Raw genomic sequence first — 24,498 nt, 5'->3', positions numbered from 1 at the left:
TGTGACCCCCCGCGGGGGGGGCCGCCCGGGGCGGGGCGGCGCCATTACCCCCGGGGGGGCCGCCCCGCGCCCGCCACTACCCGGCATCCGTTTCCCGGGGAGGGGAAAGCGATGAGCCTGCTGGCCTGGATCGGGATATTCGCCGCCTGGAGCCTGTTCGCCACCTGGGTGCTGCGCTGGGGTGGCGCGGCCTGGATGGAAGGCTGGAAGTCGCTGGCCTTCGTCGACAGCTGGGGCAGCCTGTGGGACGAAGCGCAGATCAAGCTGTACTTCCTCTGCCTGTGGATCGTCTACGGCCTGTGGTTCCTGGCCGGCCTGTTCGTGCCGGAGTGGCGCGGCCTGCCGTGATTCCTCTTCATCGGTAGTGGCGGGGGGGGGGGGGGGGGCCCCCGGGGGGGGGGGGGGGGGGGGCGCGCGCGGGGGGGGCGCCCGGGGCGGCCGCTGGCCGGCAACCGCCATTGTCCAAGGGTTGCCGGCCAGCGGCCGGCACTACCGATGCTCATGCACCTACCGTGCGATCATCCCCCCATGAAGATCTATCTTGTCGGCGGCGCCGTGCGCGACCGCCTGCTGCAGCGCCCGGCCGGCGACCGTGACTGGGTCGTCGTCGGCGCCACGCCCCCGCAGATGGAATCGCAGGGCTACACCGCCGTCGGCCGCGATTTCCCGGTGTTCCTGCATCCGAAGACGGGTGAGGAGTACGCGCTGGCTCGCACCGAGCGCAAATCCGGCCGTGGCTATCGCGGCTTCGTGGTCGATGCCGATCCGGCGGTGACGCTGGAAGAGGACCTGCAGCGCCGCGACTTCACCATCAACGCGATCGCCTGCGATGAGGAAACCGGCACGCTGGTCGATCCTTACGGTGGCGTTCGCGATCTTGAGCAGCGCGTGCTGCGCCACGTCGGCCCGGCGTTCGTGGAAGATCCACTGCGCGTGCTGCGCGCGGCGCGCTTCATGGCGCGCTTCGCGCCACTGGGCTTCACCGTCGCCGAAGAGACCATGGCGCTGATGCGCGAGGTCGCCGCCAGTGGCGAGCTGGACGCGCTGGTGCCGGAACGCGTCTGGCAGGAACTGCGCAAGGCGCTGGTCAGTGAACGGCCCTCCGCCTTCCTGCGCACGCTGCACGCTGCGCATGCGTTGGGCCCGATCCTGCCCGAGCTGGAAGCGCTGTATGGCGTGCCGCAGCGTGCCGAATTCCATCCGGAAGTCGACACCGGCATCCACCAGGAAATGGTCAGCGACATGGCCGCGAAACTGGCACCGGGTGATGACCTGGTCGGCTTCGCTGCCCTCACCCACGACCTCGGCAAGGGCCTGACCCCGCCGGAGGAATGGCCACGCCACATCATGCACGAGCAGCGCGGCATCAAACCTCTGAAGGCATTGTGCGCGCGGTTGAAGATTCCCACCGAGCACCAGCAACTGGCCGAAGCGGTCTGCCGCGAGCACTTGAACGTGCACCGCATCGGCGAACTGCGCGATGCCACTGTGCTGGAACTGCTGGGCCGCTGCGATGCGCTGCGCAGGCCAGAGCGCGTGGCTCGTATCGCGCTGTGCTGCGAGGCCGACAAGCGCGGCCGGCTCGGTTTCGAGGATGCCGACTACCCACAGGGCGAAACGCTCAAGCGCCTGCACCAGGCGGCGCTGTCAGTGCAGGCGCGGGATCTGGATACCACGCATCTGAAGGGCCCCGCCATCGGCGAAGCACTGGCCAAGGCGCGGGTGAAAGCCATCGCCGCCGCCCGCTGAAGCCCTGGTAGTGCCGGCCGCTGGCCGGCACCTTCACATCGCCCGTCTATCGACGACGCTTGCGCGAGAAGTGGTCGACTGCATGAGCACCCAACAAGATAGGTTGCATCAAGAGGAAGAGCCAACCACCCAACCGGAGCGTCTCCACCGGATTGAACCGGGTGATGAACGCAGCTGCCAGTGCCAAACCCGCAAGAAGGCCGATCTCATAGACCCACAGCGATCGGTTAGAACGCTTGCCCACGATGCTCCTCTCCATTGAACAGGACGCACTTGCAAGCCATCGCCGCCGTCCGGCATCACGGGTAGTGCCGGCCGCTGGCCGGCAACCAGACAATCCCTGGATTCAGTGCGCCATCCCACGGGTGATCGCCGCCGCACGCTGCTTCAGCTGGGCCACGGCATCGGGAATCATCTCCATGCCCACGTCCAGGCCCGGGTTCAGCACCAGGCCGACGCCGTCGCCGATACCGGCCAACAGCGCATGCACCGCAATCGGCATGGCATGCGCAAACTGCGGCAGCTGCTCGTGCCACAGGCCGGCGCGCTCGGGGGCGGTGAACACCGCGAACATCGGCTCACCGCTCTCGCTGGTCAGCACCAGCGGCGAGATGCTCTCGTCCCAGGCGCCGTCTTCGCCAATGGCCTTGTCCAGCAGCACGAACGCCGTCGAGGTCAGCAGTCCATCGAGGAACTGCGCTGCGGTCAGCGTGCCGTCCTGAGCCTGCAGCAGGCGCACCTCGAGGTCGTTGAGGGGTTCGAACGGGGTGTCGTGGTCCATGGTCGGTTCCGGTACGTGATTGCAGGGCAGACTTTAACAGGCCCGCTCCTCAACCGAGGAATCCATGACGCCACAGCCAGCCCAGCGCCGCCAGACCGGCCACCAGCACCAGCATCAGCGGCAGGCCGAAGCGGTGCCGCCACGGGATCGGCACCCCACCCAGCTGCTGGTCCATGGTCTCGGTATCCAGCACCCAGCCGTGCCCGCACCGGCTGCAGGCCAGCTCGTAGCGGCGATGGTAGGTGAGGCCAAACAGCAGGTCGATGCGCGCCATCCTGTAGCGCAGTTGGGGGGCGAACTCGGTTTCCGTCTGGCAGCGCAGGCAGTGGTGGGCTTCGGTTGGGCCGACCACCACCACCCGCTCCTGCTGGCCGATCAGGATCATGGATCAGCGGCCCTGGCAGGCGGGTTGGGCCAGCAGCCAGGCTTGGGCGGCGGCCAAAGTGGCGGCATCACCCTCGATGCGCTGGTCAGGCTCGATCTTCAACCCATCACCACGATCATTGCGGTCGCGCATCACGGTGGTGGTCAACAACAGGCGGCTGCCATCGGCCAGTGTGCGCACGTTGTTGCCAGTCGAGACCCCTGCCGTCGGCTGGCCGAAGCTGCGCGTCTGCGCACGGCCACGCCACGCCAGCGCCGAGGCCTCGCCCGAACTGCCGGTACGCTGTCCGAACAGCACCGCCACCGGCGCGCCAGGCTGCCGCAGCAAATAGCCGGTCTGGCCGAAGTCCAGCACCGGCTTGCCTGCACGCTGCACGGCGGTCGCGGTCAACGTCCAGCGCTCCGGCCCCTGTGCGGTTTCGAACGACCCCACATCTTCGTTGTTCACCACCGAGGTGCGCAGCAGCGGTGCCATGCCCAGCAGCATCGGCCACATGTTGCCACCGCTGTTGTCACGCAGGTCGACGATCCAGCCACAGCGCATGCCGTCGTCCTTGCTGCGGATGACCTGCTGCCACCGCGCGGCGCGCTGGATGTTCTGGCGGAACGCTTCCTGTGGCGTCGCGCCGGGCGTGGAGGCATATCCCTCGATGACCAACCAGCCGATGCGCGCATCCACCGCATCGGCGGCCTTGGCCCTTTCCACGGCGGCGGCGCCGACCTGCTGCGCGCGCGCAAGGGATTCGCTCTGGCGCTGGGTCGTCGTCCATACGCCATGATTGCCCGTGCTGACCGCAATGGCTTCGCGCAGAAACGCCAGCCGCTTCACGGGGTCACCCTGCACCGATTGCAGTCGTGTGCGGGTGCCAGGCCAGTCCACCCGGTCGCGATACAGCGCCTGCCGTTCAAGCAGGTTGAGGATCTCGGCCTCCGCCTCCGGCGAGGGCACCTCGATTGCCTTGGGCGTATCGGCCATGGCGTTGGCAGCCACCAGCGCGATCACCAGCGCACCAATGCGACGCACTCCCTTGCGAACCTGCATGTGACGTTTCCTTGTCGTTGAGGCAGGCGCACAGCATAGCCCGCAGGTGATGGCTTTCGCCATGCGCGGACTGTCGTATCTGGCCCCGCCGCGGATTGCAGCAAGACAGCTTGCACGCGATCAGTAGATTGCAACTTTGCCCATGTCATCGCCACGTAGAACGCGAGAAGGTTGCCTCCGTCGGCGCCTCCTGCGCTGGCCGGGATTGGCGTCCTGAATGAAGCTACCTGAAGTCGGGCTTGCGACCATGTCGCGGGCTCGAATAATGCACCGTCCGTCGTCCTGCGGCGGGCGGTGCGTGGGGATCCTTCCGATCCGCCGGCTTCGTTTCCTTTGGGTAGCTTCACCGGCACGCCAACCCGCACCGCCCGCCACCTTGCATCCCTGCAGGTGGCCCAGCCTTGTGAGGTTGCTGCCATGACCACGCTCTACCCCACCTACCCACGTCTGCATGTACTGCTCGGTGCCGCAATGCCCGGCCTGCAGCTCTCCAATGCCGCAGCCGAAGCGCTGGAAGATGCGCTCACAGAAGCCCATGAACACGCTCCGCCGCCGGCCTTCTTCGCCCGGTTGCACGGCATCGCGCAAAGCCACGCCGCCGATGGTCAGGTCTGGCGCGAACGGCAACTCAGCGATGTGCGTGGCCGGGAACTGGCGGAGGCGACGCGCTGCTTGGCAGCATTGTCTGCGTGCGGCGGGGTACTGCTGGCTGCACAGTCGGCGCGCGAGACGGACGATGCGCAGGCGCAGTGTCCGCCGCAGGTAGAGGAAGGCCTGCTGCACGCGGTAGTGGTGTTGGCCGATCATGCCAGCGCGCTGGTGGCGCCGGGTGCATGCGCGGGGTAATGGCACCGATGGATTCGTGTCGACCAAGGTCGACACCTACCAGAGCGGAGCATGGCGGTGACGGGATGAGTGCCGACCCAGGTCGGCACCTACCCAAGCCTGCGATGGTCACCAGTCCGCGCGCAGGCCGATGTTGCCTTCGATGATGCGGCGCTTCTCGTTGCGGTCGCCGCCCAGCTCGCGCGTGTAGTCGGCCACGGCATAGGCGCTGATGGTGCGGTTGAAGCGCCCGACCACACCTACGCCGGCTTCCAGTGCACGCGAGCGCTGCGAATTGATGATCGTGTCGTTGTCGAAGCTGACGCGGTCCTCGCCGGAACGGCCATGCCAGTAGTTGAGCTTGAAGTACGGTTGCCAGCCGTTGTCGGCCAACTGGTAGTCGCCGGCCAGGCGCAGGCCGATGCGGCCGGTCCAGGCATTGTCGTTGTCGAAACGCACGCTCGATACTTCATCGCGGCGGTCGTCCAGCACGGTGCGTTGCCAGATCACCTGTACCTGCGGTTCCAGCCACCATACGGACTGACCGAGGTGCAGCAGCGGCTTGCCCGCCTCCACCGACACACTGGTGCCATCGCCCTTGATCCCGAAGCCGAGTCCACGCGAAGAACGCACGCGGCCGTCGTAGCGGCTCTGCATCGCCACGGCGTCGATGTAACCCCCGCTGCTGTCGGTGAACGTCCAGTACAGGCCCACGTGCTTGTCGTCCAAGCGGTTCTGTCCCACCTGTACGTTCTCCCAGCCGAGTGCCAGGCCGGTGGTCTTGCCCTGCGCGCGGGTGCGGCCGACGAACACGCCGATCTGATTGCGATGGCTGTCATTGGCCGTGGCCCACACATCGAGGCCTGCCTGCAGGCCCATCACATCGCCATCGAAGCCGGGCTTCGCATCCCCCTTCCAATGGATCTCGCTGCTCTGGCCCACCAACCGGCCCCAGGCGGTGCGGAATGCACCCTGGTTGTACAGCAGGCGTTGTTCGCCCTGCCGCTCATGGAACGTGCCGAGGCTGGCCAGCGAGGTCTCGCGCAGCAGCGGCGGCACCACGGCGTAGGTGGCGGTTTCCACGCGGTACAGCGGCACCACTGCGCCCTCGGCGGGGCGCGCGCCCGGCGTCGGCGGCGCACCGGTACCGGGTAGGCTGCCACCCGCCACCGGTACGTCCGGCACCGCCGGATCACTGGGCGGCGCCACCGGCACGGGTTCCGGCGGCGGTGGTGGCGGTGCGGTCTCGCCTGCGGTCAGATCCGGATCGGTGGCACCTTCGGGCGGCGGTGGCGGTGCCGGGGTGATCGGTGGTGGGGGTGCGACGGGTGGCGTCGGCGGCGGCGGCACGCCATTGATACCGCTTCCGTTGGGCGCCGGTGCCGGGCCGGCCACCACGGTCGAGCGCAGGTACCAGTTCTCGCTGGTACCGGCACTGACACCGCCCTTGAACAGGAAGTACTCGTAGGCACCGGCTGCCACCGGTGCGAACAGCGAAAACGCGCCCGGCGCGGTGCGACCACCATTCAAGGCCTGCACCACCAGGATGCCATCGGCCAACGTGGCCGCTCCACTGCCTCCAGCGTTGATGACGCCGATGCCGGTCGTGCCGGTGGCGGCACCGCCATCGATCACCAGTCGATCGCTGGTGGAATTGTCCGCGCCGAGCACGGTACGCAGGTACAGGCCACCGCCGTCACCGCGGTAGTTGCCACGCACTGTGAACACGTCGCCAGCGCCGGTACCGGTCAGGTCGATGCGCCCGGCATTGACCATCTCCACCAGTGTGCCACTGTTGAACGGACGGACGGCATAGCCGCCACTGCCCGCGTAGACAGTGCTGGTGTCATCCACCGTGAGCGTGCCGGTGCCGGTTCCGCTGTCACCCAGCACCAGATCACCATCGAAGGTCAGCTCGGTGCTGTTGGCCAGGCTGATTGTCTCCCAGTTCTGGAAGCGTCCCACGCCCGCAGCCTTGACGTTGTTGAAGTTGAGCTGATCGATGCCACTGCCACCGTCGAACAGCGGCACTGCACCAAGGTTGCCCTGGTTGAGGTTGCTGAGGTTGGCCACGTCGTTGTCCGGCCCCATGTCGATCGCGCCGTAGACGATGCCGCCGCCGTTCCAGTTGAAGGTGTCGTTGCCGGTGCTGAGCAGTACCTGGCCGCGCACGGTGCCGTCGGTGATGGTCACGCTGTCGGCACCACCACTGACACTGATGTTGCCGCCGATGTAGGCCGTACCCGAGATGATGATGGTGTCGGTGTCGAAGCCGGTGACCACGTTGCCCTCAACGATGCCGCCGGACTGATCCCACAGATTCTTGTCCAGCTTCATGTTGACGCGGCCGATGCGGCCAGCGGTCATCCAGGCCTGGTCGCCATCCTCGAACGCACCGACGATGCGGCCACCGCTCATGCGGAAGGTATCGATGTTGTCGCCCTGCTGCAGCGCGCCGATCGTGCCGCCACTCATGACGAAATCATCGCGGCCACTGCCCTGCACCACCACGCCGGTGACGGTGCCGCCGGTGACGGTCATCTGGTCATCGCCACCGCCCTGGTCGACGCTGTCGATCGTGCCGTCACTGAGCAGCAGCACATCGTTTCCATCGCCCTGCAGGACGCCTCCGGTGATGCTGCCGGCCTGCATCTCGAGGCGATCGTTGCCCGCATCGAACTGCACGCCGGTCTGACCACTGATCGTTCCCCGATTGACCAGCACGCTGTTACCGCCGCCGATGAACTGCAGGGCAATGTTGTTGCCGGTGCTGATGCTGCCGCGGTTGTCGACGCGGCTGCCGCCCCCAAGCTGCACGGCCGCACCGCCCACCGAACTGATCGCGCCCTGGTTTGACAGCAGGTGACCACCGGCACCGACCAGCACGAGGGCCGATCCACCACCACTCTGCTGCAACTGGGCACCATTGCCGACGTTGACGGTGACGCCAGCCGCGCCACTGGCGGTAACGGGAGTGGTCTGCGGATTCGGTGCGTTGGCATTACAGGTGACCGTCTGGCCGGCGGTCGGTGTCGAGTTGTTACAGCCGGCCCAGGCGACGCTGGCGGTCGTCAGAAGCAGGGACGGAACGGCGAGGGCCTGCAACACGGAAACAGCAAGGCGGCGCGGGCGGAACGCACGCGGAACGGCACGGGACATGGGGCACTCCTGGACGGGAAATCAGGAACTGCGTATGTGCGGCACTGCGCTTGCAGTCTGCCGTGTGGTGAACCGTTTCGACAGGTGAACTTGCGTGCAGAGAATCACAGTTCAGATGTGAAATCGCCCGGCCCTCACGCCAATGTGATGTGGCTGAAATCGTTCATTTTTTCGGCAGGTGGGAATCAAGCGCAAAGCATCCACGCATGGCGTGGATCTACTGACCCTGCATCGCCAATCGATTCACTCATGGCACCTGGTAGATCCACGCCATGCGTGGATGCCGTTGGCGGATGGGGTCAGATCTTCAGATAGATCTTCCGCCGGTCCAGCCACCACGCCACGCCCCACCACAGTGCGACGAACACCAGCGCCTGCAGCATCGACGCCAGTTCCAGCGCCTGCGGCATCGCCGTGGCCAGCTGCTGCCAGATCCAGCCCCAGGCGCCGGTCGCCATCAACACCACCGACATCACCGATGCCCCCAGGTACGCGGTGATCGCGTTGACACCGAAGCGCCGGCCCAGCGCGGGCCAGCCCTTCTGGTCGATCAGCACGTGGCCCAGCCACAGCGCCAGCGCCGCAAGACCGCCCGTCCACAGCACGTAACTGGGCGTCCACAGCTGTTTGTTCAGCGGCAACACGATGGCCAGCAACAGGCCGAGCACAGCGGTCGCCACGCCCAGCCCGGCCAATGCCGCCGAACGCCCGTTGCGCAGCAGGCCACCTGCAATCAGGCCGAGCACGGTACTGGCCAGCGCCCCCAGCGTGCTCAGCAGTCCTTCCGGGTCATGGCCCAGCCCGGTATCGGCATGCCACTGGTAGATCCACGGTGCGAACAGCGTGGTATCCAGACGACTGGCCGGATTGGTCCACGGCGCCAGATCGCCGACGCCCAGCAGCAGTACGGCATACCCCACCAGCAGACTGACCAGTACGGCCGCCTGTGCGCGCGGACGCGCATACACCGCCAGTACGCCCACCAGCGCCGCGCATACTGCAATCCGCTGCAGCACGCCCCATATGCGGAAATGATGGGTATGCAGTGCCCACCAGATCAACAGGTGCAGCAACGCGCCGGCCACCAGGATGCGCAGCGCACGCTCCAGCACGCCGCGCGCCAATGCCGGCCGTGCCGCCGCATCCAGCGCGCGTGGTGCCACGCTGAAGGCCATCGACACACCTACCAGGAACAGGAAGAACGGGAACACCAGGTCGGTGGGCGTGCAGCCATGCCATTCCGAATGGCGCAGCGGTGCGAACACCGCGCTCAAGTCACCCGGGTTGTTGACCAGCAGCATTGCCGCCACGGTGATGCCGCGCAGGGCATCGATCGAGCCCAGGCGGCGCGGCGGCATACTTCCCTTCAAGGGATCGGCCATCAGGCGGCCTCGTACTGTCCGGCAATCCAGGTACCACGCACCTGCAGGGCGTCATCCAACAGGACCAGGTCGGCCTGGTAGCCCTCGGCGATGTGGCCGAGGCGGTCGTCGACGTTGAGGAACTGCGCCGGATAGGTCGAGGCCATGCGCGCGGCTTCGGCCAGTGGCTGGCCGAGCAGCTGCACGGTGTTGCGCACCGCGGTGGCCATGTCCAGCGCCGAGCCCGCCAGCGAACCGGCGGCATTGCGCACCACGCCATCGATGGCGGTGATGGTTTCGCCGTACAGCACGTAACTGGGATCGTCGGCGCCAACCGGCGGCATCGCATCGGTGACCAGCAGCAGGCGACCACGCGGTTTGGCTGCCAGCGCCACGCGCAGGCTGGCCGGATGCACATGCACGCCATCGACGATGATGCCGATCCAGCTGTCGCGGTCTTCCAGCGCAGCGCCCACCGCGCCGGGCTCACGGCCCTGCAGCGGCGACATCGCGTTGTACAGGTGGGTGAAGCCACGCACGCCTGCATCCAGACCGGCGCGGATCTCTTCGTAGGTGCCTGCGGTATGCCCAGCGGCAACGACCACGCCGCGCTCGACCAGCGCGCGAATGGTCTCCAGCGGCACGCGTTCCGGTGCCAGCGTCAGCAGTGTCACACCGTTGTCCAGCGATGCGGCCAGCGCGATCTCTGCTTCGTCTGGCACACGGAACTTGCTGGCATCGTGCGTACCCTTGCGGGCCGGCGCGATGTACGGTCCTTCCAGATGGATGCCGATCACGCCTGGCACACCCTGCGCGATCGCCTCGCGCATCGCATCGATGGCTTCACGCATCACGCCCACGTCGTCGCTGATCAGCGTCGGCAGCATCGCGGTGGTACCGAAGCGGCGGTGCGCCTGCGCGATGGTGCGCAGTGCCGCCACGTCCGGCGTGTTGTTGAACAGCGCGCCGCCGCCACCATTGACCTGCACATCGATGAAACCGGGCAGCAGCCAGCCACCGCCCAGATCAACCTGCTCGGCGGCCTGGCCCAGCTGCGGCGCTACATCGGGCAGCAGCGCACTGATGCGGCCGTGCTCGATCACCACCGCCAGATCATCGCGGAATTCGTCGCCTGCCAGGATGCGGGCATTGCGCAGGACCGTGGCCATCACACCGTCTCCGTGACCTTGTTCAGGTGCGGCGGCAGATCCGGATTGAAGCCACGACGCAGCGCCAGCGCGTTGATCGCGCGGTAGAAGCTCTGCACGGTCAGCAGCGGTGCGCACAGCGGATGCGGCGCGGCCGCTACCGGCAGGTTGCCACCGGCACCGGCCATCCACACCTGTGCACCGCGCGCGGTGAATTCCTCGACGACGGCACGGGTGCCGGCGCCGGTTTCATCCGGCTGGGCAAAGGCCAGCACCGGGAAACCGCGGTCGACCAGCGCCATCGGGCCATGCTTCACTTCAGCCGAGCTGTAGGCTTCGGCATGCAGGCTGCAGGTTTCCTTGAACTTCAGTGCAGCTTCCTGCGCCGCGCCCAGGCCCAGGCCACGGCCGAGCACGAACAGGTTGGTCGCCTCGACCAGGCCCTCGGTCACCGGCGTCCAGTCGCACTGCCAGGCCTCGCGCATCGCGTCCGGCAGCAGGTCCAGCGCCGCACGCAGGCTTGCGTCCTGCTTCCAGTAGGCAGCCAGCTGCAGCAGCGCAGCCAGCGACGCCAGGTAGCTCTTGGTCGCCGCCACACTCTTCTCGGCACCGGCGTGCAGCGGAATGACCGTATCGGCCAGCTGCGCCAGCGGCGAATCCTCGACGTTGACCAGTGCGATCACGCGCGCGCCGGCGGCCTTGGCAGCTTCCGCGTTGCGCAGCAGGTCCGGGCTCTTGCCCGACTGCGAGATGACGATGAACAGCGCGCCACGCAGCTGCAGCGGTGCGGCATAGACCGAACCCACCGACGGCGAAGCCGATGCGACCACCAGGCCCAGCTGGGTTTCCAGCAGGTACTTGCCATAGGTGGCGGCATGGTCGGAGCTGCCGCGTGCGCAGGTGACCACGAACGGCGGCGGCGCCGCACGCAGGCTGGCGGCCAGGGTTTCCATGGTGGCGTGGTTGCGCGAGAACTGGCGCGCGACCACGTCGGCCGCTTCAGCGGCCTCGGCGAACATCAGGGTGGACGTGGGGTCTGACAGCGACATGGCAGGCTCAGGCAGGATCGGAAGGAAGGGGGCGTGCGCCGGCCGGGCGCATCGGCGCGGTCGAACCGCGCACCACCAGCTGCGGCACGAAGCCCTGGTTGTGCAGCGGTGCCGGCGCATCGTCATAGGCGTCGCTGCGCAGCTGTGCGATCAGCAGGCGCGCGGCGTGGCGGGCGATGTCTTCGGTGGCCTGCTTGGCGGTGGTCAGCGGCGGCCACGACTGGCGCGAGAACGGGCTGTCCTCGAAACCGGCGATGGACAGGTCATACGGCACGTTCATGCCGGCCGACTTGGCGGCGGCCAGCACACCGGCGGCGATTTCGTCGTTGGAACCGAAGATGGCCGTGGGCGGCTCGCGCAGCGCCAGCAGGCGGCGCGCGCCGCGGAAACCGTCGTCGAAGGTGTAGTCGCCCTGCACCACCAGGTGCTTGTCCACGGTCATGCCGTAGTCCTTCAGCGCGGCTTCGTAACCGGCATAGCGTTCGCCCGATGAGCGGTGCGAGATGCCGCCCCAGAGGAAGCCGATGCGCTGGTGGCCCAGCTGGATCAGGTGCTCGGTGATCTCGTAGGCGGCCTCGCGGTCGTCGACGAACACGCAGGCACCATCGGCCGGGTCTTCAGTGGCCGCAATGATGCGCACCAGCTTGATGCCGCGCGCGGTCAGCGCCTGGATCAGGTCGCGGCGCTCGGACATCGGTGCGGTCAGCACCAACCCGGCCAGGCGCGAACGCTGTACCCAGTCGGCCAGTTCATCGGCCAGCAGCGGCGAGCTGGAATCGCAGGGATGGATCTGCAGGCCGAAGCCGGTCTCGCGGCACGCGGCCAGCACGCCGTTCTGCACGCCGATGATGTGGTACGGGTTCGGGTTGTCGTAGACCAGCCCGATCACGAAGGTGGTGCCGCTGCGCAGGTTGCGCGCGGATGGATCGGGTTCGTAATCGAGTTCAGCGATGGCACGCAGCACCCGCGCACGGGTGGCCTGCATCACCGAAGGCTCGTTGTTGATCACCCGCGAGACCGTCTTCAGCGAGACCTTGGCCTTTTCCGCAACGTCCTTGATGGTCGCTCTGCGCATGGGTTTTCCCTGGGGTTGGCTGCCGTCCATCATCGCCGATCAGGCCTTGTCCTGCGGCAGGCCGGCGCGGTGGCCGACCACCGAGTAGAACAGGATGTACAGGTAGCACGGCACCATCAGCAACACGAACACCAGCTGGAAGTCGATGTGCTGCTTGAGCACTGCGAACAGCTGCGGAATGATCGCGCCACCGGCAATGCCCATCACCAGCAGGGCCGAGCCGGTTTCGGTGAAGCGGCCCAGGCCGCGGATCGCCAGCGGGAAGATCGCCGGCCACATCATGGCGTTGGCGAAGCCCAGCAGGGCCACGAAGGCCACCGATACATAGCCGTGGGTGGCCCAGGCGCCCAGGCAGAACACCACGCCCAGCACCGCCGAAATGGTCAGGTAGCGCGACTGCGAAACGACCTTGGGGATCAACAGCAGGCCGACCACATAGCCGACCAGCATCGCGCCAAGGGTAAGCGAGGTGAACATCTTGGTCTGGTCCAGCGGCAGGTCGAAGCCATGCCCGTAAGTACCAATCGCATCACCGGCCATCACCTCCACGCCCACGTAGACGAACAGGCACAGCACGCCCAGCCACAGGTGCGGGAACTGGAAGATGCTGCGGCGCTCGGCGGCACCGGCAGCCGCCGGCGTGGCGTTGGCTTCGGACGACTTGATTTCCGGCAGCGGCGAGAACAGCACGGCCACCGCCAGCAGCACCAGCAGACCGGCCATGGCCAGGTACGGCGCATGGATCTTGGCTGCGAATTCGTTCAACAACTGCGCCTTGGTGGCTTCATCGGCAGCGGCCACCGTGGCCGACAGATCACCGATGCCATGCAGCACCACGGTACCGATCAGCACCGGGGCGAGCATGCCGGCGATCTTGTTGCAGATGCCCATCAGCGCGATGCGGCGTGCCGCCGTCTCGATCGGGCCGAGGATGGAGATGTAGGGGTTGATCGCAGTCTGCAGCAGGGCCAGGCCGCTGCCGATCACGAACAGGCCGCCAAGCGCGCCCGGGTACCAGCGCTGGGTGGCGAACTCACCGAACAACGCAGCACCACCGGCCATCACCAGCAGGCTCAGGCTGAGGCCCTTTTTCATGCCGGTGCGGCGCAGGATCCAGGACGCCGGCAGGGCCAGGAAGAAGTAGGACAGGTAGAACACCATCAGCACCAGGAAGGCGCCGACCTCGCTGAGTTCAAAGGCGAGCTTGACGAAGGTGATCAGCGGGCCGTTGAGCCAGGTGAAGAAGCCGATCAGGAAGAACAACACGCCAACGATGGCGATGGAGGTGGCCACGTTCGGGCGCGCGCTTGCAGCGGGGACGGCGGACATCAGGAGGGCTCCTGCGGCGACGGCCGCAGAACGCGGCGTCGGAGAGTGGCTGGGAACAACGTTGTCACATTCTTTCGATGGACAGCCGCGGTTTGTCAACTTCCACGCGCAGCCCTGTGAACCTCGTGCTGCACTGCGCAACCCGATCGCAACGCATCGTGCTGAATGCGCCGAAGGCCTTGGCCCATGTGCGGCAACGGTTCCCACGTGAAACCCGCACTCACGCCATGTAAACGTTTACTGCATGTCGCATTCGTTGCGATGCAGCAACGAAAGTGTCACGAACTCGTTGACATCGTTGTCAGCGGGGTTACAGACTCCGCCCCAATCGCCGCCCCCGATCCGGGCCGGCCCCACCTGCAGCAGGAGCCCGCGTGACCGCCAGCCACCCCGCCCCGGCCCATGTCCTGTCCCGAGTCGCGCCGACGTTCCTGGCCGCCGACGTCGGTGGCACCCATGTGCGCGTGGCCCGGGTCCAGGCCAGCGGTGATGCCGCCCATCCGGTGCAGGTGCTGGAGTACCGCAAATACCGCAACGCCGACCATGTCGGCCTCAGCGCGATCCTGTCCGACTTCCTCGGCGAAGGCCCGCGGCCCACGCATTGCGTGGTCGCCAGTGCCGGCTACGCCCGCGAGGACGGCACGGTGATCACCGCCAACCTGCCGTGGCCGCTGTCGGCGCGCCAGGTGGAAGCCGACGTCGGCCTGCAGCGGGTCTACATCGTCAACGACTTCGAAGCCGTGGCCTACGCCGCCGCGCAGGTTGACGCCAGTGGCGTGCTGCACCTGTGCGGACCGGAAACCGCCGCCCGCGGCCCGACCCTGGTGGTCGGCCCCGGCACCGGCCTCGGCGCCGCGCTGTGGATCCCTACCGCGCACGGCCCGGTCGTGCTCCCGACCGAAGCCGGGCAACCGACCCTGGCCGCCAGCACCGAACTGGAAATGGCCATCGTCCGCCACATGCAGCGCGACCGCGCGCACGTGTCGATCGAACACGCGATCTCCGGCCCGGGCCTGATGAACCTGTACCGCGCGGTGTGCGCACTGCAGGGCCAGGCGCCGACCCTGGCCAGCCCCGACGCGGTCACCGCTGCGGCCATGGCCGACAGCGATGCACATGCGCGCCAGGCGCTGGATGTGTTCTGCGGCCTGCTCGGCAGCACCATCGGCGACATGGCGCTGTTCTACGGCGCCCACGGTGGCGTCTACCTGGCCGGCGGCATCCTGCCGCAGATCCGTGAATACCTGCACGCCAGCACTTTCGTCGAACGCTACCTGCAGAAGGGACCGATGGGCGAAGCGCTGGCACGCATCCCGGTGAAGGTCGTCGAGCACGGCCAGCTGGGCGTGGTCGGCGCTGCCAGCTGGTACCTGCAGCAGTCGGCCGCCTGACACCGCAACAGGCTTCAACGCAATCGCAGCACGCAGTACGTGGCACGCCAACGCACGGGACTTCGCCGCCGCCCCGCGCATGTCATCGCAACCGTAATCGAACACCGCCGCCGGCATCCAATCGAGTGATGAGGAGAGACATCATGAACACCCGCAAGACCCTGCTTTCGGCCGCCATCGTCAGCTGCCTCGCCTTCAGCGCGCACGCGCAGCAGGCCACCCAGACCGCCACCGACCTGGATACCGTGCAGGTCACCGGCATCCGTGGTTCGATGGAAAAATCGCTGGATACCAAGCGCGAAGCCAATGCGCGCGTGGAAGTGGTCACCGCCGAAGACGTGGGCAAGCTGCCCGCGCACAACGTCGCCGACACCCTGCAGCGCCTGCCGGGTGTGAACATCAGCTCGTCCAGCGCCGACGAAGGCGGCTTCGACGAAGCCGACCGTGTCAGCCTGCGCGGCACCAGCCCGAGCCTGACCCAGACCCTGATCAACGGCCATACCGTCGGCTCGGCCGACTGGTTCGTGCTCAGCCAGGGCAACAACGTCGGCCGCAGCGTCAGCTACTCGCTGCTGCCGTCGGAACTGGTCAGCTCGGTGGAAGTGAACAAGTCCTCGCAGGCAAAGCTGCAGGACGGCGGCACCACCGGTACCGTCAACATCATCACCCGCAAGCCGCTGGAATTCTCCAAGCAGTTCACCGCGGAAGGCTCGATCGGCGCGGTGCGCTCGGACCAGGCCAAGTCGAACGACCCGCAGCTGTCGGCGCTGTTCAACTACAAGAACGATGAAGGCACCTTCGGCGTGATGCTGCAGGCCTTCAGCCAGAAGCGCGAGCTGCGCCGCGAAGCGCAGGAAATTCCGGGTGGCTTCTTCACTATCGAAGCCAACGATCCGGTGGCCAAGACCAACCCGGATCTGCTCGGCGTACAGGTTCCGGGCCTGCTGGGCTCAACCCTGTTCGAGCAGACCCGCAAGCGTACGGGTGGCCTGGTCTCGCTGCAGTTCAAGCCGACCGATGATCTGAGCTTCGTACTCAGCGGCTTCAGCTCCAAGCTGAAAGCCAACAACTACAACCGCAACTTCATGATGTTCGGCAACAGCTTCGGCAAGTCGCAGGCGCCTGATCCGGGCTATGTGGTGAAGGATGGCGTGCTGACGCAGGCCAGCTACAAGGGCATGCCCGACACCAACTACGCGGTGTACGACATGATCTACCGCGAGTCGACGGCCAAGACCAACTACATCACCCTGGATGCCGACTGGCAGGTCAGCGAAAACCTGACTGCGAAGTTCCAGGCCGGTACCACCAAGGGCACTGGCGAAACGCCGCGCCAGTACATCGCCGAGCTGTTGACTGCAAAGGGTGGCGGCGCCAGCTGGACCACCCATGGCAACGGCTCGCCGGTGGACTGGAATGTGGGGGGCGATATCAGCCCTGCCGGCGCCAGCTGGGGCGGCACCTGGGGCAACCAGCAGGTCACTGCGATCGACAAGGAAAAGTGGGCCAACGTCGATTTCAGCCAGTACTTCAACGCAGGCGTGCTGAGCTCGATCGATTTCGGCGCGCGCTACGCCGACCACACGCGTGAAGCAAAGTCGCCGGAAGGCGCCACCCCAGGCAACATCTGGGACGCCCTCCGCGGCAGCCCCACCGCCAACTACCCGGGTGGCTTCGCTGGCGACATCGGCGGCAACTTCCCACGCAACATCTGGTACTACACCCCGGCAGCACTGCGTAATGCGGTGACCAACAACTCCGAATGGCTGTCGGGCAATGACGGGCCGGATGGCCGCCACAACTATGGCGCCGAATGGAAGGTGACCGAAAAGAACTTCGCCGCCTACGTGCAGGGCAACTTCAGCGGCGACCGCTGGAGCGGTAACGTCGGCCTGCGCTACGTCAACATCAAGCAGGACATCGATACCTACGCCACCGCCATGGGCTCGACCGTGCCGGACGTGAAGAGCCTGTTCGGTGCGTGGACCCGCGAAGCCTTCGAGAACAAGCACAACCGCGTGCTGCCGAGCGCGAACTTCAAGTACGACCTGCGCGACGACCTGGTGCTGCGCCTCGCCGCCTCGCAGACCCAGACCCTGCCCGACTACTCCGCACTGGGTGCGTCTTCGTACGGCTCGGATCTGAACCGAAAGGGCGGCGGCGGCAATCCGAAACTGAAGCCGGTGATCTCGACCAACTTCGACGCCAACCTGGAGTGGTACTTCATGCCGCGCGGCATGCTGTCGGTCGGTGCGTACTCGATGCGCCTGAAGGACTACGTGGCCTTCAGCACCGAGAAGCAGATGCTGTTCAGCGAGCTGACCAACCAGCTCGAGGAGTACGACATCTCGCGTCCGAAGAACGCCGACGGCAAGGTGCGCGGTATCGAAGTGGCCTACGAGCAGCCGATCGGCGAGTACTTCGGCGTCAACGCCAATTACACCTACGCTGATGGCAGCACCGAGCACACCTGGGCCGATGGAACCGACAACCTGCTCGGCACTTCGAAGAACACCTACAACGTGGGTGCCTACTTCGAGAACGACACCTTCGGTGCACGCGTCAGCTACACGCGCCGTTCGTCGTTCCTGATCGGCCTGTCCGGTGCCAACCCGTACTACCAGGATGACTTCGGCACGCTGTCGGCATCGCTGAGCTACAAGGCCACCGACTGGCTGAGCATCAGCTTCGATGCGCTCAACCTCAACAACCCGACCTACAAGTACTACCAGACCGCGGCCATCCCGACCTCGTTCTACAGCAACGGCCGCCAGTACTACCTCAACTTCCGCTTCAAGTACTGATCCAGCGGCGGCAACATCGCCGAGTCGTGCACGCACGCCGGGCCTGGGTCATTCCGGGCCCGGCGTTTTTCATGTATAGCGTTCATCGCACCGTTCCAAGGAGTCGTTCCGATGGTCAAGCCTTCCCGCGCCCGGATGCGCAGCGCAGTGCTGCTGGGCAGCCTGCTCGCCCTGCTGCCGGCACTGCCGGCGCTCGCCGCCGATCCCACGCCTGCCGCTGAAGCACCCGGTCCGCAGCTGCGTGCCGGCAGCCTGATGCTGATTCCGGCCCCGGCCACCGTGCAGCGCGGCCAGGGCAGCGGCATCACCGTCCGCGCCGATACCGTGCTGCAGGCCGAAGGCGAAGTCGCGCAGCGCGTCGCCGCCCAGTTCGCCGACCTGCTGGCCCGCAGTGGTGGCCCGCGCCTGGTCCTGGCCAAGGGCAAGGCTGCAGCCAAGACCGGCAGCATCCGCTTCCAGATCGTGCCCACCTTCCGCGACAGCGGCGAAAGCTACACGCTGGAGAGCACCGCGCAGGGCGTGCTGATCCAGGCCGGCAACGAAACCGGCCTGTTCTATGGCGCGACCACGCTCGCCCAGCTCGCCACCGGCGGCAGCAACGGGGTGCTGCCAGCGGTGCAGATCCAGGATGCGCCACGCTTCAGCTGGCGCGGTTTCATGCTCGACTCGGCACGGCATTTCCAGAGCCTTGACGAGATCAAGCGCGTGCTCGACGCAATGGCTGCGCACAAGCTCAACACCTTCCACTGGCACCTCACCGATGACCAGGGCTGGCGCATGGAGATCAAGCGCTACCCGAAGCTGACCGAAGTGGGCAGCTGCCGCCTGCCGGCCGGCGATGGCGGCATCGATCCGGTCAGCGGCCAGGAGCATCCGTACTGCGGCTTCTACACGCAGGACCAGATCCGCGAAGTGATCGCCTATGCCGCCAAGCTGCATATCCAGGTGATTCCGGAAATCGATGTGCCGGGGCACGCGACCGCAGCGATCGCCGCGTATCCGGAGCTGGGTTCGATCAATACCCCGCTGAAGCCGATCAGCGAATGGGGCGTGTTCCCGAACCTGTTCAACGTGGAAGACAGCACCGTCACCTTCCTCGAGAACGTGCTGGAGGAAGTGATCGAACTGTTCCCGGCCAAGTACGTGCACGTGGGTGGCGACGAGGCGGTGAAGGACCAGTGGGAAGCCTCCAGGCAGGTGCAGCAGCGCATGCGTGCACTGGGCATCAAGGATGAGATGGCCATGCAGAGCCACATCATCAAGCGCCTGGAGACCTTCCTGGAGGAACACGACCGGCGCCTGATCGGCTGGGACGAGATCCTCGAAGGCGGGCTGCCGCCCCAGGCCACGGTGATGTCGTGGCAGGGCACCGAAGGTGGCCTGGCTGCAGCCAGTGCCGGCCATGACGTGATCATGTCGCCGGTCGGCTACCTGTACCTGGACTACCTGCAGACCGCCTCGCCGAACGAACCGCCGGGCCGTCCGACCCAGGTCAATCTCGGCAAGCTGTACAACTTCGAGCCGGTGCCGGCAGAACTGGCCGCCGACAAGCGCGGGCACATCCTCGGCCTGCAGGCCAACATGTTCACCGAGCACACGCGCAGCTATGCGCGCCTGCAGCACAACCTGTTCCCGCGCCTGGCCGCTGTGGCCGAGACCGGTTGGAGCACGCCGGAACACCGCGACTTCCGCGATTTCCTCGCACGCCTGCCGGCACAGCTGCAGCGCTACCGTGCCTGGGGCCTGGCCTATGCGCAGACCCCGTTCGAAGTAGTCGTGGACTACACCGATGATCGTGCGAAGAACACCGTGACCGTGTCGCTGGCCAATCCGCTGGGCTATGAGGTGCGCTACAGCACCGACGGACAGCCGGTGACCGCGCAGTCGCCGCTGTACCAGCAGCCGCTGACGGCGCAGCTGCCCGCCGCCGTGCAGGCCGCCGGGTTCTACCAGGGCCAGATGCTGGCGGCGAAGCCGACGGTTGCGGACTTCACTGCGCAATCGCTGCTCAGCCGCCGCAGTGATGAACTGCTCAGCTGCGTGGGCAAGAAGGGGCTGGTGCTGCGCTTGGAAGACGATGGCCCGCGCGAGGGAACGCGTGCGGTGTTCAACGTGGACATCTTCCAGCCGTGCTGGCGCTGGCCACAGGCACAGCTGGACGGCGTCGGCAGCGTGGAAGTCCGCGCGGGCCGTATTCCGTACTACTTCCAGCTGGCCCACGACGAGCCCAAGCGTCGCTTCGAGAAGGCCAAGCGCGCGCATGGGGAGATGCTGGTGCGTCGCGGCGACTGCAGCGGCAAGGTGCTGGCCGAAGTAGCGTTGCCGGCCAAGCCCGATGCCGATGGCTTCGTGACCCTGCGTGCGACGCTGCCGAAGGACACCCAGGGCACGGGTGATCTGTGCATCAACTTCACCGGCGACACGCGCCCGGCGATGTGGGTGCTGGATGAGGTCACGCTGGGGAAATGACGGCAGGTCTGTCCTGGTGGGTGCCGGCCTTGGTCGGCACCCCGGGCAGTTCATCCACGCATGGCGTGGATCTACGGATTCCATCCGCGCATGGCGTGGATCTACCGGTAGGTGCCAACCTTGGTTGGCACGCCTTTACCCGCGCCAGCGCAGCAGCAGGTCGCGCATCGGGGTCAGTGCGGTGGCCATGCCGGCCAGCACGCCAATGGTGTTGGCCAGCGCATCCATCGGGTCGGCCATGCGGTTGCTGGTCAGCGCGCCCTGCGCGAACTCGATGCCGATGCCCATCAGCACCAGGCCCACGCCCACCCACAGCAGCGGGCGGCCCCGACGGAACAGCTGCACCGCGCTGCCGGCCAGGATGAAATAGGCGAGGAAGTGTTCGCCCTTGTCGCTGTTTTCCGGCAACGGAATCGGCGGTGGTGGGATCAGGCAGACCACGATCACCAGCAGTACTGCCGCCGCCCACAGCGCGGCCCAGAGCCGGGGTCGCCGCAGCGGCTTGATCACCGGCAACGCGTGGCTCACAGGCGCCAGCTCAGATCACCCAGCTCGAAGGCCGGTTCGAAGTCGACGCCACGCTGCAGGCCGATAGCCTGGAAGCGCTCGCCCATCTCCGTCGGCAGGGTCAACTTCTTCACCTGGTCGCGCAGCTGGATGCGCCCCACTTCATCGGTGCGTTCCTCGGCCAGCAGCAGCACCTGGTCCAGGCCGTTGCCAAGCAGGAAACTGGCCTGGCTGCAGTAACCGGCCAGCTCGAAACCGCCGTGCATGCCGGCCTCGGCCATCGCGGTGAAATCCACCGACGCCGTGATGTCCTGCAGGCCCGGCCAGCGATGCACGTCGTTGTGCACGTGGTGGCGGTAGAACGCACGCACGGTGCCATCGTCGCGGTCGTGCTGGTAGAACTCGCCGCGGTTGTAACCGTAGTCGACGAACAGCATCGCGCCACGCTGCAGGCCACCGGCGACCGCCTGCAGCCAGTACGGCAGCTGCGGCAGCACTTCGGAGCGGTAGCCCTCGGCGAAGGGCTTTTCCAGGTAGCGCTCGATGTGGCGTACCGCGCCATTGAGCAGGATGTCGGCCGGCTGCGCGCCGCGGATGAAGTTGCCTTCGGCATCCAGCTCGACGGTTTCCTCGTAGACCTCGCCATCGCGGATCAGGAAGCGCGGGGTCGGCAGCGCGTCGATCACCTCGTTGGCAAACACCACGCCCTCCCAGTCCTCCTCGAACGGGCGGTCGACCCAGTCCACGCGCGCCGCCAGCTCGGCCGGCAGGTTCTGCTGCAGGCGCTGCTGCTGGCGCTCGCGCAGGTCCGCACTGGGTTCGAGGATGGCGTAGCGCGACGGCAGTGCGTCGAGCTCGGCCAGGCGCAGCAGCACCGCCTCGGCGAAGGCGCCGGTACCACCGCCGAGCTCCAGCATGCGCGCCTGCGTACCCAGCTGGGCGAACACCGGCGCCAGCGCATTGGCCACGCTGCCGGCGAACAGGCTGCCGAGCTCGGGCGCGGTGGTGAAGTCACCGCTGCCACCGAACTTGCTGGCGCCGGCGCTGTAATAGCCCCAGCCGGGGGTGTACAGGCACAGTTCCATGAAGCGCGAGAACGGCATCGCCCCGCCCTGCGCAAGGATTTCGGCGCGCAGGGCGGCGGCCAGCTGGTCGCTGTGGGCCAGGGCATCGGCTTCGGGCAAGGGGAAGGTGGGCTGCATGGCGTCTTCGAATGCGGTGACAATGGTGCACAGGATAGCCGAGCCTTGGAGGACCCTCGATGAGCGACACCCACCCCGTGGTCCTGATCACCGGCAGCGCGCGCCGGATCGGTGCAGCCATCGCCCGCCAGTTCCATGCCTGTGGCTGGTCGGTGGTGCTGCACGCCAACACCTCCAGCGCGGAGCTGCAGCAGGCCGCGTTCGATTTCGACAACGTGCGCCCGGGCAGCGTGCTGGCCCTGCAGGCCGACCTGCGCGACGCCGACGCCCTGGCCGACCTGGTGGAGCAGGCCGTCACCCACTTCGGGCGACTGGATGCACTGGTCAACAACGCCTCCAACTTCTTCCCCACCCCGCTCGGCCAGGTCACCGCCGAGGCGATGGACGAGCTGTATGCGGTCAATGCACGCGCGCCGCTGCTGCTGTCACAGGCGGCGGCGCCCTACCTGCGCCGCCAGCAGGGCTGCATCGTCAACCTGACCGACCTGCACGGCACCGACCCGATGCGCGACCACATCGCCTACACCATGGCCAAGGCCGCGCTGGAGATGGCCACCCGCTCGCTGGCGCTGGAGCTGGCGCCGAAAGTGCGGGTCAATGCGGTAGCGCCGGGGGCGATCCTGTGGCCGGAACAGGGCAAGGACGATTTCGCCCGCGAGGCGCTGTTGGCACGCACGCCGCTGGCACGGATCGGCACGGTCGAGGAGATCGCGGAGGCGGTCTACTGGCTGGTGGCCGAAGCCAGCTTCGTCACCGGCCACACCCTGCGCGTGGATGGTGGGCGTACGGTCAGTTGAGGTAGTGCCGGCCGCTGGCCGGCAACCTCCGTCATCCGAGGTCCACGACCTCGAACGCCTCGCCAAACTGTCTGTGCGCACGCCACAGCGTTGCCAGGTCCTGCCCGCTGACCGGGTCGATGAAGCCCGGCGCGATGTCGGCCAGCGGCTTCAGCACGAAGGCGTGCTTCAGCTCCGGGCGCGGAATGCGCAGGTGGCCGGGACCTTCCACCACCAGATCCCCGTAGAACACCACGTCGATGTCCAGGGTCCGGTCGGAGAAGCGCGGCCCGCTACGGTCGCGGCCGTGTGCGTCTTCCAGCGCATGCAGCCAGTCGTCCAGTTCCTGCAGCGGCAGGTCGGTTTCGATCGCCACCGCATTGTTGAGGAAGGCCGGGCCATCGAAGCCGACCGCGGCGGTACGGTAGGCGGGCGACACCTGCAGCGCGCCGAAGCGCTCGCGCAGGGCCGCCACCGCGGCGTGGAGGTAGCGACGGGGCTGGACGTTGCTGCCCAGGCTCAGGAGCACGGTGGTCATGCGGTTCAGGTGACGGCACTTGGGGGGGCGTGGACATGCCGTCGTCACGGCGGCCTGCCTACAATCCGGGACGCACATGATAGGGCACCGACATGACCTATTGCGTTGGAATCGAGGTGGACGAGGGCCTGGTCTTCGCCGCCGACACCCGGACCAATGCCTCGCTGGACGATGTGCGCGTGCACCGCAAGCTGCACGTGTTCGAGTACCCCGGCCAGGCAGCCTACGTACTGATGGCGGCTGGCAACCTGGCCACCACCCAGCTGCTGGTGTCGCGCCTGGGGCGCGATGCCGACGAACGGCGCACGCCCAACCTGCGCGACATGGCCCATCTGTTCGAAGCCGCCGAGTACGTCGGCCAGCTGCTGGTGGACAGCCAGGTGCACAGCAGCCACAGCGAACACGGCCATGACGGGGTCAACACCCAGGCCACGCTGATCTTCGGCGGCCAGATCGCCGGCGAGCGGCCCGGGCTGTACATGATCTACCCGCTCGGCAACGCCATCGCTGCTTCGCCGGAGACGCCGTACCTGCAGATCGGTGAGTCCAAGTACGGCAAACCTATCCTCGACCGCATCCTCAGCCCGGCCACACACCTGGAGGATGCCGCGCGTACGGCGATCGTCTCGCTGGACTCCACCATCCGTTCCAACCTGTCGGTGGGCCTGCCGATCGATCTGGCGCTGCTGCGCGACGGCGAGCTGCGCATCGGCCAGCAGCTGCGGCTGGGCGCGGATTCGGCGTTGTATGCCGATATTCACCAGAACTGGTCGCGGCGGCTGGAACAGGCGGTGGACGCACTACCACGGTTCCCCTGGGAAACCCTGGACCGGTAGTGCCGGCCGCTGGCCGGCAACCGCAGTGATCCCATCGCACGGCGACGCCGACCAGCGGCCGGCACTACCGGGG

General features: G+C 67.0%; 20 protein-coding genes. 8 read left to right on the top strand and 12 right to left on the bottom strand.

What is annotated here, in order from left to right; genetic code table 11:
* Nucleotides 1-111 precede the first annotated feature (111 nt).
* Nucleotides 112-348, top strand: coding sequence for a hypothetical protein (locus tag V3B48_RS19095; protein WP_049429401.1), 237 nt, complete (start codon nucleotides 112-114; stop codon nucleotides 346-348).
* Nucleotides 349-528: 180 nt separating this feature from the next.
* Nucleotides 529-1,749 (top strand): multifunctional CCA addition/repair protein, encoded by a 1,221-nt coding sequence (locus V3B48_RS19090; protein ID WP_329894250.1) that lies wholly within the window; start codon nucleotides 529-531, stop codon nucleotides 1,747-1,749.
* A 346-nt stretch (nucleotides 1,750-2,095) separates the two neighbouring features.
* Here V3B48_RS19090 and V3B48_RS19085 read toward each other — a convergent pair whose 3' ends face one another.
* Genes V3B48_RS19085 through V3B48_RS19075 form a run of 3 tightly spaced genes read right to left on the bottom strand, consistent with a single transcriptional unit; the run spans nucleotide 2,096 to nucleotide 3,956 of the window.
* A complete protein-coding gene (locus V3B48_RS19085; protein ID WP_005419309.1) occupies nucleotides 2,096-2,530 on the bottom strand; it encodes an SseB family protein in 435 nt (144 codons plus the stop codon).
* Nucleotides 2,531-2,579: 49 nt separating this feature from the next.
* Entirely contained in the window at nucleotides 2,580-2,915 is a 336-nt protein-coding gene (locus V3B48_RS19080; RefSeq protein WP_121504381.1) for a hypothetical protein, read from the bottom strand.
* Nucleotides 2,916-2,918: 3 nt separating this feature from the next.
* Nucleotides 2,919-3,956, bottom strand: a complete 1,038-nt coding sequence (locus tag V3B48_RS19075; RefSeq protein WP_329894249.1) for a S41 family peptidase — start codon at nucleotides 3,954-3,956, stop codon at nucleotides 2,919-2,921.
* 417 nt (nucleotides 3,957-4,373) lie between these two features.
* On the opposite strand from V3B48_RS19075, the gene V3B48_RS19070 reads away from it, so the two are divergent.
* Nucleotides 4,374-4,802, top strand: a complete 429-nt coding sequence (locus V3B48_RS19070; protein WP_019338418.1) for a hypothetical protein — start codon at nucleotides 4,374-4,376, stop codon at nucleotides 4,800-4,802.
* Between the two features lie 108 nt (nucleotides 4,803-4,910).
* On the opposite strand, the gene V3B48_RS19065 is transcribed toward V3B48_RS19070, so the two are convergent.
* From V3B48_RS19065 to V3B48_RS19040, 6 genes are all read right to left on the bottom strand, one after another.
* Nucleotides 4,911-7,940, bottom strand: coding sequence for an autotransporter outer membrane beta-barrel domain-containing protein (locus V3B48_RS19065; protein WP_329894248.1), 3,030 nt, complete (start codon nucleotides 7,938-7,940; stop codon nucleotides 4,911-4,913).
* A gap of 299 nt (nucleotides 7,941-8,239) precedes the next feature.
* Nucleotides 8,240-9,322 carry a heparan-alpha-glucosaminide N-acetyltransferase domain-containing protein gene (locus V3B48_RS19060; RefSeq protein ID WP_329894247.1) on the bottom strand — a complete coding sequence of 361 codons (1,083 nt, stop codon included), beginning with the start codon at nucleotides 9,320-9,322 and terminating at the stop codon, nucleotides 8,240-8,242.
* Complete coding sequence (nagA, locus tag V3B48_RS19055; protein WP_329894246.1) at nucleotides 9,322-10,470, bottom strand: N-acetylglucosamine-6-phosphate deacetylase; 1,149 nt, start codon at nucleotides 10,468-10,470, stop codon at nucleotides 9,322-9,324. The genes V3B48_RS19060 and nagA overlap by 1 nt, the downstream gene beginning before the upstream one ends.
* Nucleotides 10,470-11,498 (bottom strand): SIS domain-containing protein, encoded by a 1,029-nt coding sequence (locus V3B48_RS19050; RefSeq protein WP_049400482.1) that lies wholly within the window; start codon nucleotides 11,496-11,498, stop codon nucleotides 10,470-10,472. The genes nagA and V3B48_RS19050 overlap by 1 nt, the downstream gene beginning before the upstream one ends.
* A gap of 7 nt (nucleotides 11,499-11,505) precedes the next feature.
* The gene (locus tag V3B48_RS19045; protein WP_006391719.1) at nucleotides 11,506-12,573 is read right to left on the bottom strand and encodes a LacI family DNA-binding transcriptional regulator; all 1,068 of its coding nucleotides are present in this window, start codon (nucleotides 12,571-12,573) and stop codon (nucleotides 11,506-11,508) included.
* A 39-nt stretch (nucleotides 12,574-12,612) separates the two neighbouring features.
* Complete coding sequence (locus V3B48_RS19040) at nucleotides 12,613-13,902, bottom strand: sugar MFS transporter (protein WP_121504376.1); 1,290 nt, start codon at nucleotides 13,900-13,902, stop codon at nucleotides 12,613-12,615.
* A gap of 374 nt (nucleotides 13,903-14,276) precedes the next feature.
* Between V3B48_RS19040 and V3B48_RS19035 the strand changes: the two genes are divergently transcribed.
* The 3 genes from V3B48_RS19035 (at nucleotide 14,277) to V3B48_RS19025 (ending at nucleotide 20,566) form a co-directional block, all read left to right on the top strand.
* Nucleotides 14,277-15,293, top strand: a complete 1,017-nt coding sequence (locus tag V3B48_RS19035; RefSeq protein WP_329894245.1) for a glucokinase family protein — start codon at nucleotides 14,277-14,279, stop codon at nucleotides 15,291-15,293.
* Between the two features lie 143 nt (nucleotides 15,294-15,436).
* Nucleotides 15,437-18,097, top strand: a complete 2,661-nt coding sequence (locus V3B48_RS19030; protein ID WP_134951779.1) for a TonB-dependent receptor — start codon at nucleotides 15,437-15,439, stop codon at nucleotides 18,095-18,097.
* A gap of 111 nt (nucleotides 18,098-18,208) precedes the next feature.
* Nucleotides 18,209-20,566: a family 20 glycosylhydrolase gene (locus V3B48_RS19025; protein ID WP_329894244.1), complete on the top strand. Its 2,358-nt coding sequence runs from the start codon at nucleotides 18,209-18,211 to the stop codon at nucleotides 20,564-20,566.
* A gap of 135 nt (nucleotides 20,567-20,701) precedes the next feature.
* On the opposite strand, the gene V3B48_RS19020 is transcribed toward V3B48_RS19025, so the two are convergent.
* Entirely contained in the window at nucleotides 20,702-21,094 is a 393-nt protein-coding gene (locus V3B48_RS19020; RefSeq protein ID WP_032130419.1) for a membrane protein, read from the bottom strand.
* On the bottom strand, nucleotides 21,091-22,275 hold the full coding sequence (locus V3B48_RS19015) for an SAM-dependent methyltransferase (protein ID WP_071229509.1): 1,185 nt from the start codon (nucleotides 22,273-22,275) through the stop codon (nucleotides 21,091-21,093). Before V3B48_RS19015 ends, V3B48_RS19020 begins: the two co-directional genes overlap by 4 nt.
* Before the next feature lie 59 nt (nucleotides 22,276-22,334).
* On the opposite strand from V3B48_RS19015, the gene V3B48_RS19010 reads away from it, so the two are divergent.
* Nucleotides 22,335-23,072 carry a pteridine reductase gene (locus tag V3B48_RS19010; RefSeq protein ID WP_024957037.1) on the top strand — a complete coding sequence of 246 codons (738 nt, stop codon included), beginning with the start codon at nucleotides 22,335-22,337 and terminating at the stop codon, nucleotides 23,070-23,072.
* 31 nt (nucleotides 23,073-23,103) lie between these two features.
* On the opposite strand, the gene folK is transcribed toward V3B48_RS19010, so the two are convergent.
* Nucleotides 23,104-23,589, bottom strand: coding sequence for a 2-amino-4-hydroxy-6-hydroxymethyldihydropteridine diphosphokinase (gene folK / locus V3B48_RS19005; RefSeq protein ID WP_329894243.1), 486 nt, complete (start codon nucleotides 23,587-23,589; stop codon nucleotides 23,104-23,106).
* A gap of 92 nt (nucleotides 23,590-23,681) precedes the next feature.
* Between folK and V3B48_RS19000 the strand changes: the two genes are divergently transcribed.
* Nucleotides 23,682-24,425: a 20S proteasome subunit A/B gene (locus tag V3B48_RS19000; protein ID WP_329894242.1), complete on the top strand. Its 744-nt coding sequence runs from the start codon at nucleotides 23,682-23,684 to the stop codon at nucleotides 24,423-24,425.
* Nucleotides 24,426-24,498: the final 73 nt, after the last annotated feature.

The organism is Stenotrophomonas sp. SMYL20, from assembly GCF_036320045.1.
In the GTDB taxonomy this organism is placed as follows: Bacteria; Pseudomonadota; Gammaproteobacteria; order Xanthomonadales; family Xanthomonadaceae; genus Stenotrophomonas; species Stenotrophomonas maltophilia_A.
The sequence above is the reverse complement of the archived record's forward strand: the minus strand, read 5'-3'. Positions and strand labels throughout refer to the sequence as shown.